General features: G+C 25.5%; 16 protein-coding genes. 2 read left to right on the plus strand and 14 right to left on the minus strand.

The features are described 5' to 3' along the window. Window positions 1-175: 175 nt before the first annotated feature. Complete coding sequence (locus Q0K19_RS02935; RefSeq protein ID WP_297245133.1) at window positions 176-436, minus strand: Txe/YoeB family addiction module toxin; 261 nt, start codon at window positions 434-436, stop codon at window positions 176-178. Beyond that, on the minus strand, window positions 433-606 hold the full coding sequence (locus Q0K19_RS02940; RefSeq protein ID WP_012671322.1) for a hypothetical protein: 174 nt from the start codon (window positions 604-606) through the stop codon (window positions 433-435). Before Q0K19_RS02940 ends, Q0K19_RS02935 begins: the two co-directional genes overlap by 4 nt. Before the next feature lie 370 nt (window positions 607-976). Between Q0K19_RS02940 and Q0K19_RS02945 the strand changes: the two genes are divergently transcribed. Beyond that, complete coding sequence (locus Q0K19_RS02945; RefSeq protein WP_297245134.1) at window positions 977-1,216, plus strand: hypothetical protein; 240 nt, start codon at window positions 977-979, stop codon at window positions 1,214-1,216. Between the two features lie 8 nt (window positions 1,217-1,224). Next, complete coding sequence (locus Q0K19_RS02950) at window positions 1,225-3,297, plus strand: hypothetical protein (protein ID WP_297245135.1); 2,073 nt, start codon at window positions 1,225-1,227, stop codon at window positions 3,295-3,297. A gap of 23 nt (window positions 3,298-3,320) precedes the next feature. On the opposite strand, the gene Q0K19_RS02955 is transcribed toward Q0K19_RS02950, so the two are convergent. From Q0K19_RS02955 to Q0K19_RS03010, 12 genes are all read right to left on the minus strand, one after another. After that, window positions 3,321-4,484 carry a hypothetical protein gene (locus Q0K19_RS02955; RefSeq protein ID WP_297245136.1) on the minus strand — a complete coding sequence of 388 codons (1,164 nt, stop codon included), beginning with the start codon at window positions 4,482-4,484 and terminating at the stop codon, window positions 3,321-3,323. Between the two features lie 46 nt (window positions 4,485-4,530). After that, window positions 4,531-6,123: a hypothetical protein gene (locus Q0K19_RS02960; RefSeq protein WP_297245137.1), complete on the minus strand. Its 1,593-nt coding sequence runs from the start codon at window positions 6,121-6,123 to the stop codon at window positions 4,531-4,533. Between the two features lie 13 nt (window positions 6,124-6,136). Beyond that, window positions 6,137-6,931, minus strand: a complete 795-nt coding sequence (locus tag Q0K19_RS02965; RefSeq protein ID WP_297245138.1) for a hypothetical protein — start codon at window positions 6,929-6,931, stop codon at window positions 6,137-6,139. Between the two features lie 599 nt (window positions 6,932-7,530). After that, window positions 7,531-9,714 carry a methyl-accepting chemotaxis protein gene (locus tag Q0K19_RS02970; RefSeq protein ID WP_297245139.1) on the minus strand — a complete coding sequence of 728 codons (2,184 nt, stop codon included), beginning with the start codon at window positions 9,712-9,714 and terminating at the stop codon, window positions 7,531-7,533. Between the two features lie 264 nt (window positions 9,715-9,978). Continuing rightward, the gene (locus Q0K19_RS02975; RefSeq protein ID WP_297245140.1) at window positions 9,979-11,139 is read right to left on the minus strand and encodes an iron-containing alcohol dehydrogenase; all 1,161 of its coding nucleotides are present in this window, start codon (window positions 11,137-11,139) and stop codon (window positions 9,979-9,981) included. 630 nt (window positions 11,140-11,769) lie between these two features. Next, window positions 11,770-14,826, minus strand: a complete 3,057-nt coding sequence (locus tag Q0K19_RS02980) for a hypothetical protein (RefSeq protein ID WP_297245141.1) — start codon at window positions 14,824-14,826, stop codon at window positions 11,770-11,772. A gap of 3 nt (window positions 14,827-14,829) precedes the next feature. Beyond that, window positions 14,830-14,961 (minus strand): hypothetical protein, encoded by a 132-nt coding sequence (locus Q0K19_RS02985; RefSeq protein WP_297245142.1) that lies wholly within the window; start codon window positions 14,959-14,961, stop codon window positions 14,830-14,832. 36 nt (window positions 14,962-14,997) lie between these two features. Then, a complete protein-coding gene (locus Q0K19_RS02990) occupies window positions 14,998-15,174 on the minus strand; it encodes a hypothetical protein (RefSeq protein WP_297245144.1) in 177 nt (58 codons plus the stop codon). Window positions 15,175-15,306: 132 nt separating this feature from the next. Further along, the gene (locus tag Q0K19_RS02995) at window positions 15,307-15,672 is read right to left on the minus strand and encodes a hypothetical protein (RefSeq protein WP_297245146.1); all 366 of its coding nucleotides are present in this window, start codon (window positions 15,670-15,672) and stop codon (window positions 15,307-15,309) included. 303 nt (window positions 15,673-15,975) lie between these two features. Continuing rightward, complete coding sequence (locus tag Q0K19_RS03000) at window positions 15,976-18,750, minus strand: TreP protein (RefSeq protein ID WP_297245149.1); 2,775 nt, start codon at window positions 18,748-18,750, stop codon at window positions 15,976-15,978. A 129-nt stretch (window positions 18,751-18,879) separates the two neighbouring features. Then, window positions 18,880-19,293 (minus strand): DUF3592 domain-containing protein, encoded by a 414-nt coding sequence (locus Q0K19_RS03005; RefSeq protein WP_297245151.1) that lies wholly within the window; start codon window positions 19,291-19,293, stop codon window positions 18,880-18,882. Window positions 19,294-19,919: 626 nt separating this feature from the next. Further along, window positions 19,920-21,101, minus strand: coding sequence for a dicarboxylate/amino acid:cation symporter (locus Q0K19_RS03010; protein WP_297245153.1), 1,182 nt, complete (start codon window positions 21,099-21,101; stop codon window positions 19,920-19,922). Window positions 21,102-21,113 lie beyond the last annotated feature (12 nt).

The following is a 21,113-nucleotide window of genomic DNA, read 5'->3' on the forward strand; positions in this document are numbered from 1 at the left end:
CTCCTTATTCTATTATTAAAAAATAGATATTTTATGAAAATTTTTGTAATAATAAAAAATTTCTATAAAACACACAAGGGCTATTATATTAATATTTTTTAAGAATTTCAAGCGAATTTGATTAGAAATTTCTATTCATAATAATGCTATGTTGATAATTTTATAGTATGAGTACTCACTTATCATAATGGTATTTACAAGATGTTATTATTAATTGATTATTTTCTATATGATATACTAATCTATGTTCTTTATTTATTCTTCTAGAGTAAAGATCTTTTTTATCATATTTTAATTTTTCTGCTTTTCCTATTCCATCATAAGGATTTCTTATTATATATTTAATCAAGTCGTTAATTTTTTTTACTATTTTTTTATCTTCTGACACCCACTCTATATATTCCTGCCAAGCTCTTTCATTAAAAACTATTTTCATTTTTCAAATTCTTCCAATTCTTCAATAGTTTTTACATAAACTTGTCCATTCTCTTCTAGTTTTATAGCTTCATCAAGGTATTTTTCTTTTTTTATAAAATCTAATACATTATTAACTTTTTCTTCAGGCATATTATCTATTATTTGTATTAATTCTTCTTTTACAGTCATACAATACCTCCTAATTATTAGAGTATAGGATATTTTTTTATAAAATCAAGTTTTTTATATATTTAGTTTATAATAGGAGTATGATTTTTAGTTTTTTATTGTTCTTTTTATCGCGACTTCACCAAATAATATTATATCATTGATAAATTGGATACACTTTATGAAAGTGTAACTAAAAAACTGATTATTATTGTCTATATTTTTAATTTTATTTTTTATATCAACTTTTTTTTGCCAATGCTACAGCAGACTTCGTCAAGTTGCAAAAAGACTAATAGTTTAGTATTAAAAATATTACAAACTATATATTGTTTTAATATTTCTATAATGCTTTATATAATTAAAAATACAAAAATTAATATAGGAAAAAATGAATAAAACTATTGAGGCATTTAAAGACGATATACATAGCTCTTTAAAACTTAGAGAAAAAATTCTATTAAATATAGAGTCAAAAACAGAAAAAGAAATGATTTTAAATCAAGTTGAGCTATATTTTAATTTTGAAAAAGAGAATATTGAATTGGTTTATTTTGTTTTAGATAGTGATTATCCTAATGTAATTATTAATTTTAACGAATTAAAAGATATTATCAATAGTTTAAGGTAATTTATTTTATGACTGAAGAATTAAGAACAAAAATACAAAAACTAATAGAAGAAAAACATTTTGAAGAAGCAATAAAACTATGCGATGAAGCCATTGAAAAAGATGATAAAGATTCTAAATTATATGTTGGTAGAGCATCATTAAAAAATGTAATAGGTAGATATGAAGATGCCATAAAAGATTATGATATAGCTATAGAATTAAATGATAAAGATCCACAATTTTATTGGCAAAGAGGATATTCTAAATCTAGTATAATAGATTATAATGGAGCAATTGAAGATTATAATACAGCTATAAAATTAGGTATTAATGATCCAAAAATATTTTTAGATAGAGGTATTGCAAAATCATATTTATGTAAATATAAAGAGGCCATAAATGATTTTAATATATCTATAAAATTAAATCCGTGCTATGCAGAGGCTTATAATTTTATAGGTTCATCAAAATTAGAATTGGGATTGTATAATGATTGTATTAATGATTTTAATACAGCTATAAAATTAAATCCATATTATCATTTTGCTTATGCTAATAGAGCTTTATTAAATATGTTTTTTAAAAATTATGATCAAGCTTTAAAAGATTATGATTTTGCTTTAAAAATAGATAGTACTAACGTTATTTATTATAGATATAGAGCACAAATAAAATATATATTAGGAATGTATGGGGAGGCTATAGATGATGCCGAAAAAGCTATTAACTTATACAATAAATATATGGATGCTCATTATATAAAAATATTATCAAAAGCTAAATTAAAAAAATATATAGAAATAATTGATGATTTAAAATACGTAGCAAAAATTAATACTGATTTTAGAAATAATTTTATAACAGATATTATGAATTTATTAGAATCATATTATAGTGTAGAAGTAATATTTCAATTGTTAATGAAAAATGAGAATGCCATACTATGGAGAAATGAACCAATAACAAATTTAATTTCTCGCTTTGATGAGAGTAAAAATTTTGATGATGAGCTTAAAGAAAATATAAAATATCTTTTGTTATACGAATATTTTTTACTTAAAATTTTAACTTTTGATACTGAAGAAGAAAATAATATAAAAATATCGCATTACACTTCTTTAGATATTCTGCTATTATTATTAAATGTTAAAGGAAGTACGAAAGAAAGCGGAAATATAAGAATAAATAATATAACAACAGCTAATGATCCTAAAGAAGGAAAAATTTTAGAAAGAATTTTAAATAAGAATAATATAAGTATAAAAATAGAAAATGATGAAAAAGCTTTAACATTACAAACATCATATTCAAGAAATAAAGATTCTCTTACAATGTTTAGACTTTATGGTAAAAAAGAAAATAAAGAAGCTACAGGGATATGTTTAGTTTTAGATAATAAATATTTTAACAATACATATACTTCGCCTTATTCTTATGAATTCAAATTAAAAATAGAAAATAATCAAATTGAAATGAATGAAAAAATTAATAAAGAAAAATTACAAGAAAATAAAAGAAATTTATATTGGGTACTTTATTATAATGATAAAGAAAATCAGCTTATTTATAATAAAGAAAAATCTAAATATGCAAGCAATATTATTGATTTAAATGATTTGAATAGTCCTAATTATAAAGCAGATTTAAAAGAAGATGATAAAAAAGAAGATATGATTAAATATGCATTTGCAAAAATATTTCATTATACAGAAGAGATTAAAAAACAAATAGAAGACCCAAAAAATAGTGAAAATTATAAAAATATAAAAAATCAATTATACAGCTATTTATTTGAAAATATAAAATACATAATAAAGCATGAAGCATTCTTTGAAGAACAGGAACTGAGAATGCTTGTAACAAATGATTATAAATCAGATGAAATATTAATTGATAATTATAATAAAAAACTTTATATTGATTATATAAAACTTTTTGATGAAAATAATAATTATATAAAAGAAATAATAATAGGCTCTAAAGTAGAAAACAATGAAGCAGTTGCAGAATATATAAGGAAGGTACTTCACTCAAAAAATACAGAGATGAATAAATTGGATGATATAAAGGTGAGCATATCAGAAGCCCCTCTCAGATAATTAATTATAAAATATATAAAAAATTATCTTGAATACATTTGACTGTTTCTTGCTTTGTAGCTGTTCATAAGTCTGTAAACTTCATCAGGATTCAAAGCCTGTTCTACATTTATGGTAACATTCCAAATATCGCCTCTAGAAAAATTTTGTTCCTGAAGTTGAGCATTACTTTGAACGGTGATTCTTCCTGATTTATTGCTTACAAGTTCAGCACCCATTTCACCTACTATAGCAGATCCTCCGTCTGGAATAGTGTATCCTGTTGTACCGAATGCAAATTGAGGTGCTTGAGGAGGATTAGATTTTATCGCATCCAATGCATTGGCTGATGACATTATACCAGAAGCTGCAGAAATTGCTGATGATATTGCAGTTGCTGATATTATGAGTCCCGCTGCAAATCCTGCAGGACCTCCTTGGGCAAATGAAGATGCAACTCCCAAAGCTGATTGAGCTATAGCAAGAGAAGGTATTAAAACTGCATCTGCTATTGCTTTTGATTTTTCCATCTCTGCAAGTTTTACATTATTATCCCACTCGGCATAGGCTTTATTGTACTCGGCTTGTGCTAATTCTTTTTCTAATAATTCTCTTTGAGTTTGTATTTCTTTTTCTTTTTGTAAATCTTCTTTTTCTTTATCCTGTTTTTTCTTTAACTCTTCTTTTTTTATTCGTATAGCTTCGGCACTCATAGCATCTTTATTTTCAATGGCTAATTCTAATTCCTCGTCGAGCCTTGCTAAATAGTTTTCATAATCTTCATCATCTTCTAATTTTTTATTTTCTTTTAATTCCCTTTGATAATCATCAAACTCTTGAAGTTTATTTTTTGCTTCTTCGATTGCATTATCATATGAACTTAAATCATAATGAAAAAAGTCAGAAAAACTTGTACTTAAATCTTTATATATACTTGATACGCTTGAAATAGAATCTTTTATGCCATCAGTGAAATTTTTTATATTAATACTTTTAATGCTTTCATCAAGAGAGTTTATAGATGATGATGTATTATCTATTGCTTTATTTGCTTCTTCTGCTGAGATGGTAAAGTCATTAAATTTATTTGATGAATCATTAAAAAATAAAGAAGATGCAAATGATGAATTTATTTTTTTTATACTGTTTTCTATATTTTGTAATTCTTTATTGGTATCAGAAATATTTTTGTTTAGATTGTTATTCATATTTATAAACCTTTTCTTTTAATTAACTGCCTATAACTAACTATAATTAAAAACCGCTTTTATTTAATATTCTTTCAAGATTTTTTCTTCGCTCTTCCTGATTATATAAATAATTAGTGAGATTAATATTCATCTTTGCAAGTTCTAAATCTATATTAAGGGCATTCTTTTCAAATTTATAATCTATAGTACGCACATTCATATCAACAACTCTTGAACCTATATCAAAAAAGCAAATGAACTTATCATATAAAATATTTCCTCTCTCTGAAGTTATTATAATATTTCTTTTGTCATAACCTCTAACATCGAATACCCCAAAGCCATTAGTAAAATACTTTCTTTGAAAATGTTCTTTGTCTTCAATTTGAAATACCGCTGAAATATTTTTATTTTTTTCTTCATCTTGAATACCATCAGAAAAAAATATTACTATCTTTGTAATGTTATAACTTTGATTGCAAATCTGTTTATAATATCTGTCTATATCTGTAAGTGTAACTGACTGCTGCTGTTTATAATTAGGATATTTTCTATATTCTATACTTGCATCAATGTCTATGATATCCGATGAATAAACTTCATTTAATCTGCTTTCTGTTTCTGTGAAATCATTAAAATCTATAATCTGATAAAAATTGTTAGTGGGCTTTAATATGCATTCTATACATTCATTAATATTTAAATCATAATTTTTACTGTTAAGAGTTTTTATTTTAACAATTTCTTTTTTAGTCTGATTAGTTAAAAATTGATAAGCGAACTTATAAGCTAAATCATAATTTTCTAATTTATATTCTATTTCAAATATATCAGTTTTTATACCAATCTCTTTTTCTAATGGTATCTGTGGATATAGTTTATCGGCACCAACTATTTTTGGAAGAGTCCTGTATACTTCTTCTTCATTTCCTTCATCATCTGTAAGAGTATCTTTCATCTTAATAATATAACGGCTTACTAAATCTGCAGAATCTTCTTCATATTCACTATCAGAAAAATCATTATTATGCCAATTCAATTTTTTAGTAGGTATATCAGAAAATTCTTTAAAATAAAAATATCCGTTAAAATCTACTCCCCAGCACCAAGTATCAGATAAATTTTCTTCTACCTCATCGAGTATATCAGAAATATTTTTTCCGCTGAATGACATTGTTATTTGTTTATCATTATTAAGAGTGATATTTTTTTCATCGAATATTATATTCATCTCTTCAATTTTCTCTCTTAAAGATAAAACTATATCCAATGCTCCTTTAGTTGCCTCTAATATTAAATCGCCTTGTATATATTGATGAAGAAGTTTTCCCCATATTGGAATAATACTTAAATTAAGTCCGGCATTATCTATACTTTCAACATATCCTGCAAATCTTTTTTTACCGTTCAAATAATATTCAACTTTATCATTTATATTAAAATAGTTAAGAGGTGTACTAAAACTTACTTTGCTTACATCACCGCCTCTTTTATTAACTTTAAACTCATAACTTGAATAAGTATTATAAGCATTTTCTGAATATATATTTCCATTAATTTTTATATAAGTGCCGAAATCTTCAAAGTTAATATAAGGAGCTGGAGGAAGTTTATATATTTTATTTCTCAAAAAATGATAAGGCATTTTTTTCATCATACATAAATTCCTTTTATATTAATATTCCTCTTTTATAGCTTATAGAAGCCTTAACACAAGTTTGATTGCTTTCCAAATAAAATATATTATTACCAACATTTAATTCAGGCTGAACTCCTTTATAATTATAAGATACTCCATTTACATTTAATTTCTCACCGTCAAAATCAATATTATAAACTCCGTTTCTTAGTTCTGCATTAAATTGTATTCCAAAATTCTGTCTATTAGCAAATAAGAATTCTAATGCCCCGCCTACAACTATAAACTCTAAATTAAAATTCACAGGCACAGGAACTAAGCTTAATGATTTATAATTTATATCCTGTTTATTTTCTTCCGTAATAGGTAATTCATATTCCTCTTCTTTTTGTCTTAAAAAAACTTTATCCAATGCTTCAAGTGAAATATCTATCACACCCAAATTATTTATATATTTTATATTGTATCCTCCAACTGATTTCATAATATATTCTGCTTCATAAATTTCATTCTCAAATATAGTTCTTATAAAATATCTTTTAACATTGCTTGATAAAATCATGCTTGTATATTTAGTATATTGTTCTTCTATTCTTACCCAAGAACCTAATTCATTTTTATATTCATAAATAGGAATGCCTATATTAAAAGCTCTTCCGCTTGCGATATTTCCTATGCCTGTTTTTATAGAGTATGATCTGCTTCCGTCAGTTACTTTATAATCAGTTTTTATATCATCAGCCTTTATACTTTCTACTGTATTTATAATATCAAAAATCTCTTCTGAATATTTATCTCTTACTATCAGTTTAAAATCAAAAGCCATAATAAAAACTCCTCATATATTTATACTAATAGTAAAAAATATAAGTAATTATAAGCATTATTAATTCTATGATTTAAAAAATTTTCTTTAACGCACGTTGAATATATTTTTATTTTTTATTTAAATTAGAATTATCAATAATCATATATTTTAAATTTTATTTATCGTGCGTTTGTAGTTTTTAATTTTTAAAAAAACTTGGGTGGGTGCTATAATTTCTAATGAAGTAATAAAGAACTTGAAAGTAAAAATAACAAAATAAATTAAAAAGCATAGAGGGTGGGCGAGTGTAATTAAATTTTAAAACTTAATTTACATACCCCGCCCTTTTGTTTTTTCTGCTTAACTTTGAAATTATAACTTTAATTTGTTTTGATGCTGAATTAGAAATGTTAACGCCCGCCCTAGATTTTATTAGGTTTAAAATCTATTAAACGCACGTTTAACTAAGATTTAATTTCAATGAATAATTTGAAATCGAAATAAATTTATATTTTTTGCTTTACTCTCCGTGCAGTATATGAGAATTTAAGAAATAAAAAAGCATCAAGTATTTTTTACTAACTTGATGCTTTAAATTCAATTTTTATAAAATGATTTTAGAATGAAGCGAAACCATCATCAGTCATACCATTTGAAGTAGAAGAATATGTAACTCCAAATTCATCGTTTCTTACTGTAGTATTATCCTGCTTTTGAGATTCCATAGCTCTTGCTCTTTCTACAGAAGGCGGAACTTTTAATTCTTTTTTATTATTTTCTTTTGTTATATTTTCTTTTTTTGGAGTTTCTCTTTTAGCATTATCTTTTATATCAAAATCTTGTTTTTTTGTACTTTCATATTTAATCTCTTCTTTTTTAGTGCTATTATTTTCTTTTATCTCTTTTTTAACTTCTTTTTTTACTTTTGCTGTATTATCTTTTTTTAAGTCATCAGCACTCAATTTAAAGAAACTTACAGTATCTTTAAGAACATGGGCCTGAGCAAGAAGAGATTCAGAAGTATTTGCACTTTCCTGTACCAAAGAAGCATTATGCTGAGTTACAGTATCCATTTCAGCAACGGCTCTGTTAACCTGATCTACTCCAGTCTGCTGTTCCATAGCAGTAGCACTAATATCCTGCATTATTCTGGCAGTATCTTCTATTTTCTGCTGAATATCTATAAATATATCTTGAGACTGACGGGATGTTTCTGTAGCTTTGTTAATTTTTTCATTTGTGTTGTCAACTAAAACAGTAATGTCTTTAACAGATGACTGAGTAGTTTGAGCTAGATTTCTAACTTCAGAAGCAACAACCGCAAAACCCTTACCTTGATCTCCTGCTCTAGCTGCCTCTACTGCTGCATTCAAAGCAAGTATATTAGTTTGAAATGCTATATCTTCAATGATTTTAGTAATGTTTTTAATCTTAGTACTTGCCTCATATACTTCTTCTATATTTGTTGTGGTTTCAGCAATGATTTTTCCAGCATTTTCTACAGCCTCTCTTGAAGCAACCATCATATTATTTCCAGCAACGGCATGGTCTGTAGATGATTTTATTGTAGAAGCCATCTCTTCCATAGAGCTTGCAGTTTCTTCAAGACTTGCTGCCTGTGATTCAGTTCTTCTTGATAAATCAGTATTTCCTTGAGATAATTCCTGAGCTGCTTTTACTATATTATTAGAAGCGGTATTAACATCTGTAATAGTCTCAGCAAGTTTTCTTCTCATACTAACGAAAGATTTTGATAAAACTCCTATCTCATCTTTTCTAGGTTTTATACACTGCTTAATATTGCTTAAATCACCTCTCTCTATTTCCTGAGCTTCTTCAACAACTATTTCAAGAGGCTTAGTGATAGTTCCAATAAATAAACTTACGAATATTGCAAGTGCTACTATTGATATGATTCCGATTATTATTGTTGCTATTATCAATTTAGTGTTTTGGGCAAATATTTCATAATCCATCATAGCAAGAGCTATTATCCAAGGTCTGCTTTTCATTTTATAATAAGCAGCTGTTCTTTGCTCTCCATTTACATCATAAGTAATTATTCCGCTTCCAGCACCAGTGAATGCTTGTTTATATATAGGATTAATTTTCATATTAGCTATATTTTCATATTTTGAATCCATTATATTATAAAGGTTTTCACTAGTTATGAATAGTCCTCCTGTAGTTCCTAAATCTATATTAGAAAAATGTGTTTGATGAAGTATAGACCAATCAAATAGAACATATATATATCCTGCATTTTGATTATTACTGTCTTTCACAAGTTTTATAGCAGGCATAGCCCATTTGCCTGTAACTTCAGATTGCATTAAAGTATCTGAAAATATAATTTCTTCTTTATTAGCAGATTCTTGAGACCAAGCATTTGGAATATAATCTTTTAAATTCCTACCTACAAGAGCTGATGATGCAGAATCAGCAATTATATTTCCGTTCATATCAGCAAGTCCCATATTTATTATATAAAGATTATTGTTTTTGAAATTTTTTATTGTGTTTAATAATAATTCTAATGAAGTATCTTGATAACCTTCTAAATATCTGATAACTACAGGAGTTACAGCATAAGTATTTACTAAGGAGCTTTCAAGTCCGAACCAAGTATCTAAAACAGAAGCATATCCTGCTATGGTGCTATTGAAGCCTCCAAGTTTACTATCGCTTATTCCCTTACTTCCTATTTTTATTGAGGATATAAGCATTGCTATTATTATAACTACAACCATAACACATATAACGAAAGGCATTCTAAATGCTAAACTGTTTATTTTCTTCATAAAATCATTATTCTCCAAAATAAAAATTTATTTACAATAAAATAAATGTTATTATATATATAGTAACAAATAATTATAATTTTTGACAAATAAATTGCTAAATTTAACAATTTTTTTTAAAATACAATCTATTTTATCAAAAATTAATAATAAACAATATGTAAGTTAAAAATTAATTATAATGGAGTATGTAAAAACTGCAAAAATAAAAGCTATAGTAAAACATACTATAGCCTTTATTTTTACAAAAATTAAAATATAAAATTATCTATAAGATTTTTCTAATACGCTTAAAACTTCTTCATCTGTAAAATTATGAGGATCGCATTCAAATAATCCTCCCATAGCGAATTTAGCATTTTTAGCTATAGCAGGTAAATCCTCTTTTTTCATTCCATAATCTGAAAGCTTCAAATTATCAACACCGCATGCTTTTTGAAGTTCTACCAATGCATCAACAAAATCCATAGCTTTATCAGCATCTTTTTTACCCAAAGCCTTAGCCATATTTATCATTTTTTCATCGCAGTCATGAGCATTAGCAATAACTGTATAATATTCTTTACTGATAATGATGAGTCCTGCACCATGTTCAAGTTTAGGATAATAAGCACTCATAGCATGCTCCATAGAATGTTCAGAAGTGCAGCTTGAAGTACTTTCTACTATACCGGATAAAGTATTAGCCATAGCAACATTCTCTCTAGCTTCCATATTGTTTCCGTCTTTAACGGCATCAGCTAAACTTTTTCCAATAAGCTCTATAGCCTTTAAAGCGAATAAGTCGCTCATTTCACTAGCAATTTTATTTATATAACCTTCAGTACTGTGGAATAATGCATCAAAACCTTGATAAGCTGTAAGTTTTGGAGGAACTGTTTTCATAAGTTCAGGATCTACTATAGAAAGATAAGGATAAGTTTTTTCATATCCGAAACCTATTTTCTCATTTCCATTAGTTATAACAGTCCAAGGATCTGCTTCTGTTCCTGTACCTGCAGTTGTAGTTATTGCTACTATTGGTAAAGGATCATTTGGTATAGGCTTTCCTTTACCAGTGCCTCCGAATATATAATCCCAATAATCGCCTTCATTTGTAGCCATTATAGCAATAGATTTTGATGAGTCCATACTGCTTCCGCCGCCTATTCCTATAACAAAATCACAGTTTTCTTTTTTTGCTAAAGCAGCACCTTCCATTACATGGTCTTTAATAGGATTTGGAAGTATTTTATCAAACAAACAATAATTTATATTTGCTTTATCTAATTGTTCTTCCAATCTTTTTAAATATCCGTATTTTTTTACAGATGTACCGCCTGTAACTATTAATGCTTTTTTACCCGGTAATTTTTGTTTATGAAGTTTTTCTAATGAACCGCATCCAAATATTACTTTACTAGGCATATAAAAATTAAAATTCATATTACTACCCCTTATGAAATTAATACCAATATATTATGTTTACTATTATATATCTATAATTCATTTAAATCAAATTGATTTATTATATGCCTAAACAACTACATTTTGTCAATTTTTATATTTTGTAAATGTAAATTATAATTTTTTGTAATATCAAATATTATCTAATATTAGTAAAATATCTTTTGTCTGTAAGATGAATTATTAATTTTTGTACAATAATAAGTAATCAGCCACATACTTTACAGTACTTCCTTCTGTCGCGTATAGTAGGCTTTTGATAATATGAAACATTGCCGAAGCATCCTACAGTATCAGCTCGCAGTTGAGAAAGTTAAAAATTTTCAGTATATACTAAAAATTTTTAACTTTCTCAATAATACACTCTATGTAGAATTATCAACTTTTTTGCCGCACACGCTCTGCGGGCTTCGCCTGTGCCAATACCATACCTAAAGGTACTCCTTTCAGTCGCAGGCACTCCCTACGGTCGCAAAAGAACTGGGGGTGTTACGAAGTACGCAGAGCGGCACGACTGTGTGCTTCGCAGGGCTAGTCCCCACAAATAATAAAACTAAGAAAATAATTTTTTACAAAATATAGTTGTTTAGGTATATATAAAATTTCTGATTATGAGGAACGAGGAAGTTTTTTGATTATTTGAAGATACTTGATAAATCTTCTTATCTTTACATTTCTTTTATTTATGTTCAATGCTTTTTTGTAATAGTCTAAAGAATTATTGAAATACTCATTTATTTCTCTATGCTTTTTATATTTAAAATAATAGCATATTCCCAGATTAAAATAAATTTCATAATTATTTTTGCCGTAATATTTATTTTCTATAGACATATTATAATTGTATATTGCTCTGTCCAAATATTCTTCATCTGGTTTATGTTTTTTATATAAAAGTAAATATATATCTCCCATCAATGAATAGGCTTCTATATTTCCAAGTTTAACAGAACATACAAGATTATCAAAAGCATTTTCTATAAAATACATTTTTGAAGTCTTTTCAAATAAATGTTTTAATATTAAGGCTCTATTATAATTGCATTTAGGGTATTTAGGATTTATATCCAAAACTCTGCTGTAGCAATGAAAGGAGTTTACAGCGTATTCATAATTTTTAGTTTTTAAAAATATTTTATAATGCAGAATTCCCATATCAAAATAATAGTCTATATTATTTTTTTCTATATTTATTATATATTCCAAATAAAATAATGAGAACAATGCATACTTTATTCTTTTTGTAATATCAAATAAATGTTTAAAAAAATCTATGCATAATCTTATAGAAAATATATCTATATTCAAACTGCTTAAGCATTTACCAGCCTTTATAAGATATTTATTATTTTTATGAATATCATACATAACATTATTTAAAATAAATAAATATTTATTTGCAAGTATTCTATTTTCATGCATAAGATTTATATACTTATCGAAATAATCATTTATTATAATCTTATCATTATATTCACTGAATAATATAAAATAAATACTGCTTAATTTTTTATAAATAGTATCTATGCCTACGCCAAGATTTAAAGCCTCATTATAATATTCTAAACATTTCATTATATATTCATATTTAGTTTCTTTATCAAAATCATTATTGTGAATTTTTAAATTGTATATATCTCCCAATCCTTCTAATGATATCAATGATTTTTTATTATTATATAGTACGGTTTCAAAACAGGATAAGCTATTATTAAATATTTCTTCAACATTATAATTGCTGTAAAGATTATTATATAAAAAACCTAAATTCTCTTTTGCAATATAATATGTGCTGTCAATATCAATAGCTTTAAGATAATTTTTTTCTGCTGATTGATAATTTTCAAAACTGCTTTCAAGTAATTGTAAATGATGAAGAATTGCTAAATTATAATATAATGTTTTATCATATTCATTTATTTCCAAAGCATAATTTAAATTTTCTAAAGCAGTATTAAAATATTTTATATCTTTTTCTACTTTGTATGCTTCATAATAGAGTATTGCTTTTTGTGATAAATTTTTTATATCATATCTGAAACTGTTAAAATGTTTTTCTATATATGATAGAGATAAATTAAAATATTTATTGCTGTTATGATCTTCAATATATTTAAGTCTGTAAAGATCGCTTATAGCAATAAGAGAATTTGAATGGCTGAAAAATAATAATGCCTTGTTAAAAAAATCATCTCTCAAATTATTATTTGAGCCTGAAAAATTATCTTCCAAACTATTGCTGTATAAAAAATGATAAAAACATCCTAAATTATAATTCATATAATAGCTTAATGTATTATCATTATTTAATTGCCCGTCATTTAATAAAGTTTCATAATCATTAATAACAAATTTAAAATAATTTACATCATCAAAATAGCAAAATGCTAATCTATATAATTCAAATCTATTAATATATGTGTAAAGATAATCACAATCTATGGCAAGTGCTTTATTATAATAAAATAATGAATTATTAAAATCATCTTTATTTTTAGTTATTGAAAATTTGCATTCATACAGATAGGCAATAGAATTTAATATATCAATATCATCTGTATCTAAATGATTGAATGCTGATAAAGAAGCGTTGAAATATAATTCATCTCCAGTATTTTTATAGCATAATATATAAAGGTAGCCAATAAAATAATAAGCATTATTATCTGTATCTTTAGCCTTATTATAATAATTCATAGCAGAAGAAAAATCTTCATCGTTTTTAGTTAAGCCGTATCTTATGCTGTAGACATATCCTAAAAGATTATATAATATATTATTAGAATTATTAATATCTTCTATCTTTTTTAAAACTGAAACAGCATCATCAGAAAATTGTATGTACTTACTATACTTAAACATAATGGTATGTAAAAAGCCAACATTAAGTAAAATATCAATATCATTAGCGGAATAATACAAATCTATATAATAATTTATAGAAAGTAAATAATAGTCAGGGTTTTTAGTATGAAGAAATTCTTCTTTATATAGTTTTGCTACATGCTCTAAAGCAAATATATTGTCATGATCAAAATCTAAAATTTCTAAATACACTTCTGCGGCAATATTGAAATGCTTTTCTTTTTCAGCATTTGAATATTTGGATTTATATAATGAGAAAATATTATAGCTTAAATTTATATCGCTGCCTATTATATTCAATACTTCTTTATAATAGTCTAATGCCTTATTAAAATAATTATTATTTTTAGTTCTTACATATTTTATATGATTTAGTATAGCTAAAATAAAATAGCTAATTTCATTATTATGATGAATTATTCTTTCTATATGATCAGACACTATATCATAATAGATATCATCATAATCATAAATATATTTAGTATAATATAGAAATGCGGCTTTATTTCTTGCATATATATTACCGCTGTTTTTTATAAGTATTGAATTTATGCTGCCTATAACATTTTCAAAACTTTCATTATCTCCGTTATAAGCACATTCATCTATATAGGAATCTATTAATAATTGAAGTATGGCAGTATCATTGTATTTAATATTTAATCTTTTATCATTTTTTAGTTTTTCAGTAAAATTATAAAAGAATGAATCATTATTTTCTAATGTTTCAAAATCAAGTTTTTTGAGAAGGGAAAGAGCAGAATCTGCTTTCATATTATGAATAAAATTATAATGATTCATATACTAGTTTTCTGTTTTTATTTTATTATATTCCTTAAAAAAATCATTGGCTATTTTTTTTAATTCTTTATTATATTCTATAGTTAATTGCATGCTTTCATCTGTGATTTTTTGATTTCTTTTTTCTTTGCACATTTCTATATCTATTTTGATTTTTTCTATACTAATTTTTTATTTTAATTCATGAAATTTCGGCTGATATTTTTCTTTTAACTTTATTATTTCCTGTAATTGTTTTTCTGTTAAACCTTCTGCATTTATAATAAAATAATCATAATTATCATACGGACAATAGTAAGAAAATAAAAAAGATGAAAAAATAAATAATAATGCAGCAATTTTTTTCATAATTTATCCTAAAAAATAATTACTGATTATATTATACATGTAAAAGCAATTTATTGAAATATAAAAAATGATTTTATATGAAAAAAGGAGAGATAATTAATCTCTCCAAATATGGTTTTATTTTTATATGAGTTATTTGTTATTTTTTATTTCATTATATTCCTGAAGAAAATCATTGGCTATCTTTTTTAATTCTTTTGCATATTCCATATTCAATTTTAGAGCATTATTAATAACGAGTTCATCGGGATTTTTTTTAGACATTTCCAAATTTATTTTAGTTCTTTCCAAATACATTTTTTTTCTTAGTTCTGAAATTTTAGGCTGATATTCGCTTTTTAATTCAATTATTTCATTTAATTGTTTTTCGGTAAGTGAATCTTCATTATAAATAAAGTAGGTATAAGGTTCATCAGTACAATAATAATCATTACTTTTAGCAAATAATGATATAGATAATATAACAGTGATAAAAAGAACCATAATAACGCGTTTCATAGTTTTTGCTCCTAATACTAACTTTTAATTTTATAATTAGACGAATTGAATAATTAAAAGTTCCCAAATATTTAAAATATTTTAAATTTATTAAATTTTATTGGCGTTGTGAAGATTTTAAATTTAAATACAGCTAGGGTGGGTAGCAAAAAAATCTAATTAGTCAGCATAGAAATAAAAAATATTAATTGTATATTATGGATATAAATATAAAGGGCGGGGTAGTGTAAATATATTTTTAAACCTAATTAAGCAAAACGCCATTTTAATTTTTTGTTTATTTTTATTAATGTATTGCTTACTTTACCAAGACATTTGAAGTCCAAAGCCTATATATAAATCATTTAAAGTAGGATAATTTCCTATTATACTTTTATCTAAACTTGTTGGAAGCCTTAAAGCTAATAATATATAAGGTTCGCCTGTTACAATATTCTGATATCCTGATACTGGAATGCTTGCATCAAATCCGACTTTTAAAGCTGCTGAATGCATATATTCTTTTGAGTAATAAGCAAATCTATATGAAAGAGAAGCGAAAAAATTATCAAAATATATATGGCTCAAATTAAAATGCGAACTCAAATATCCTAAAAGCTCCACATCTCCGCCTAAAAAATAATTTGATTTATATTTTTTATCTTTTACATAAGAATAAAACTCTTCAGGGGCTTTTACTTCACTTGATCCAAATACTGTAGAAGCACCATCGAATGCAGTATTAGTATCAAAAGCATAAGAACCATAGAAACTAGCTCTTATAGGTACATATCTAGTTTGAAACTTTGTACTAAAATCTATAGCAAATTTATTGTATCTAATAGAGTATTTAGGTATAACAGTAAGATTTACTAAATCATCTCTATATGGCTTATCAGTTTGTACTCTAAATATCATTGAAGCTTTTAAAGAAACATTTAATGTCCAAGAAGAATATTTCCAATTAAATGCTGCTGATGCATTAGTTTGAGGATTAACAAATTCAGAAAATAAAGCTCCTGAAACCGAAGGCTCAAGCATAAAATATAATTTATCGCTTTCAGTATTTAGCATAAACTGCATAGCAATATAAGAGTTTAATCTCCAATAGTTATAAGTAGAATAAACAATATCGCTTTTAAATCCGAAGTATAAAGGATAAAGCAATTTAAAAGAATTAACAGTTAATTCAGTTTGAAGAAAATTAGAAGGTATATCATATCCAATCCAAATTGAAGCGATATTATCAGCGGAAGGCGAGGCTACCACAGATAATATACCAAGTCCGTTAATGAAAAATGGAAATGTATCGCTTATTTGAGGCAAAGGTATCCACATAGCCCAAGGCTTGAAATATTTAAAACCATTATAATTACCAAGCTCCATTTGAGGAGTAAATTCATATTTGTTTATTGTTTTGCCAGTGTAGGAAAAATTTTTTGTTATGAATGTATTATCAGAATATTTCATAAGTCTATCAAATTCTGAAAATCTTCCTCTATAATAAACACTTCCATTAGCATAGGTTGGAGATAAAACTCCTCCTGAATAGTCTTTAGTATAAAGCTTCATTTGATTATTATTTAAATCAATTTCACCTAATTTATAAAATCTGTCATTATTATTGTATGAGAAAAGAAGTTTATTATTTGAATATCTTAAAGTTCTTACATAATTTAAAGTGTTATCTTTTGTATCAATATATCTTAATGATTTGTCATTATAATTGAATATTGCTATATGTTTTACTCCGTTATCAGTAACTATTAAAGCTATATTATTATCATCAATAACAGCAGGATAACTATATCCAAAATTATCATTGGCCTGTAATAAAATTTCTTTTTCATTATTTTCATTTATATAAACTAAAATAGAGTTATGCAAATCTTTTGACACACCTATAATACCATTTCTGAAATATCTTGCATACTGCATATCAAACCATTTTCTTTTAGTTCTAGTTCTTTTATTTAGATCATATTCTTTTACAATATATTTATAAAGTCCTCCGTTAAACATATAAGAAACTATTAAGGCATTATTTCCATCTTTTGATATATCCAAACTTTCAGAACCTTGATCTATTAAGAATTCTAATTTCAAATCTTTTTTATTGTTTTGATTATTTCTTTTTTCTTTGTATGAATATAAAGCTCCAATATCACCGTCTATATAATAAACTGTATCATCATAAGAATTAACATCATTTATAAAAGTTTTTTTATCATTTGCTATTAATTCTTCGCTCGGATTAACATTTTCTAACGCCAATGAATTTTGAAAGTCTGACCATACTTCTGTAAATTCCATTCCATAAACTTTTTTGAAAGCCCCGTAAACTCCTGAATTATAAATAAGAAATGAAAAGCTAAGACTAGTCTGCATTTTTTTCCAAAACTCTGTATACTTTTCCATTCCAAATCTATCCTGCAGATATTTAGAAAATAGTCCGCCGTATTCATAATAAACATTTCCGTAAGGGCTTTTAGTCCAAACATAAGAAGCCTGAATAGGAGTTCTGAAGTTTCCTTCAAATATATCTTGCCTCAATCTTTGTTTTATCAAAGGGTCATTAGCACGTCCGAAACCTGTTAAACTTTCCATGCTGACAGGTCCTCCCTCAATCATAAAAGGCATAGCATTAATATGTACAAAAGAAGCCCAGTTTCCCATTACTTTTGTAGCAAGTCCGGTATTTTCTGAAGCCATAGAAAGTAAATGTGTGAGTTCATGTATAAATACTGTTTCAAAATTATTATTATAGCTTGTAAGATTTTCGTCCATATTTGTGTCATATAATATTAGACTTGAATATGGTATTATCATAGCCATTGAATTGAACATATTTATATCGGGTGTTATTGTTATGGGGATTTTTCCTCTTACAGTGCTATTTAAAATTTTTGAATACTTTTCATATATATCATCAGCTACTTTTGCAAGATTTTCTGCTGTTCTCCTTGATTCTATAGGAAATATTATTTCAAATTTTTTTGTTTGTATGGTATATAGTTTTCTAAATGGTTTAAAAACTTGAGGGTAAAGATTAGCCGCTATAATAACTATTAAAATGAAATATAAAAAAAGTTTCTTCATAAATAATTGATTGATAGTATATTATAGTTTAGCATTTTTGCAATAAATTGTTATATATATCTTAATTATAATTTAAAAAAAATTAAGAAATAAAAAATATCATATTTTAGACTTAAATCATCATAAACACTATTTATTTACAATATAAATTCCAAAATAAATTATTAGCAATCCTATAACAATGCTTAATATATAAGAAATACTATCAGAAAATGGAAGTTTTATATTTTTTGGTTCATTAGGATCATACCATAAAGGCAATTCATCGCCTACTTTTCTAAATGGGTAATGGCTTCTTAAAGTAGCATACAATGTTCCATGATTATCAGCTTCATAACTTATTACCATTACCTTTTTATATCCAATTTTTCTAGGGTTATATACTATTTTTCTTCTATCTAACTCTTCAACCACTCCTACAGTATGAATATAATTTCTTGTATTAATAAAAGAAAATAATCCTACTACCCCATTAAAAGTTAAAAATATTCCTACAGAACATACTAATATTTTTTCTATAATTGAAATTTTTTTTCTATTCATTATTAAAACCCCAATATTATTTTTTCAAAATAGCTTAGCTTTATATTTTATTTGACATTGTTTTTTCATTAATAAAATTGATAGAAAGTATATTATAATTTTATTTTTTGCAAATACATACGCACGGTAAATGCAATATCTATATAATTGACATTAATTATTTCTTATTATTCAAGATATTAAATTTATTTTTACGTGCGATGAATACATTTTTAATTTTAAAAAAACTTGGGTGGGTGTTTAGAAATTCTATTTTAGTAATAAAGAAGTTAAAGTTTTAATGTCAAATTTAAATTATAAGTATAGAGGGTGGGCAAATGTAATTAAACTTTAAAACTTTTATTATATACCTCACCATTTAAAATTTATTATTGTATTTTGAAATTTGGTTTTAATTATATTTAAAGCATTATTATAAAACAATATGTTATTAGAATAAACAATTATTTGTACCGCACGCTAAATTCATTTTTACATATTGTTTAAATTATGGATTAAAATTTGTTTTATATTTTTTAATTAGTTTACCGTGCGTGATATGGAATTTTATATTTAATACAAAAATAAGCAAGCCTGAAATTAAGCCTGCTTATTTTTATAAAAAGATAGGAGAAATATTTTATAACTTAATTGATATTGTCTTTTTTAAATATACCTTGAAGTATTAAAGCTAAAGCCCCATCTCCTGTAACATTGCATGCTGTACCGAAACTATCCTGTAATGCAAATATAGCAAGTATTAAAGCAGTACCATCATCATTAAAACCTAAAACTGAAATTATTATTCCTAAAGAAGCAACAACAGTTCCGCCAGGCACTCCAGGAGCTCCAACAGCAAATATACCAAGCAATATAACAAATAAAATCATAGTACCAACTGCAGGAAGCTGTCCATATAATATTTTAGATATAGTCATAACAAAGAATGTTTCTGTTAGCACTGATCCGCATAAGTGTATAGTTGCTCCCATTGGTATAGCAAAGTTTACGATATCTTTATCTAATGCATCAGATTTACTTGCACATTTTAATGCAACTGGTAAAGTTGCGGCAGATGACATAGTACCTACAGCAGTGAAATAAGCAGGGCCATAATGTTTAAATACTCTTGCAGGATTTTTCTTTGATACAATACCAGCTATAGAATATAAAACTGTAAGCCATATAAAATGTCCTACTATTGCTATTATTATAATTATTAAAAATACAGGGACACTCTTAATTATAGTACCTTCATAAGATAAAGTTGCAAAAGTAGTTCCTATATAAAATGGCAATATTGGAACTACTACATTATTTACTAAAAATAAAATTATATTATTAAGTTCATCTAATAGATTTTCAAAATACTTAGATTTAGTTTTTATAACAGCTACTCCTCCGCATATTGCTAAGAATAGTGCAGTTATTACTGGAAATATAGGATTAATATCTAATTTAAATATTATTTCAGGAAGTTCTTTTCCGCCTGCAACATTTGAAGCGATATTTAAATTAGGTATTATTATATATCCTGCAATAGTAGCAAATAAAGCAGCACCAACTGAAGAAAAATATGCTAAGGCAAGAATAACTCCTAACATTTTATTAGCTTTGCTTCCCATTCTAGTAATAGCAGGAGCAATAAAACCTAATACAATTAATGGAACCATAAATGATATTACTTGATTAAGTACATATTTTATAGATTGTATAACATTAATAATAGCTTCATTACATACCATACCTATTACAATACCTAAAGCTATTCCTAATAAAAGCTTTACTAATAAGTAGTCTTTTTTAGATTTTTGTTCTAGCTCTTCCATAAAAATATCCTT

Source organism: uncultured Brachyspira sp., assembly GCF_944393015.1.
Classification (GTDB): Bacteria; Spirochaetota; Brachyspiria; order Brachyspirales; family Brachyspiraceae; genus Brachyspira.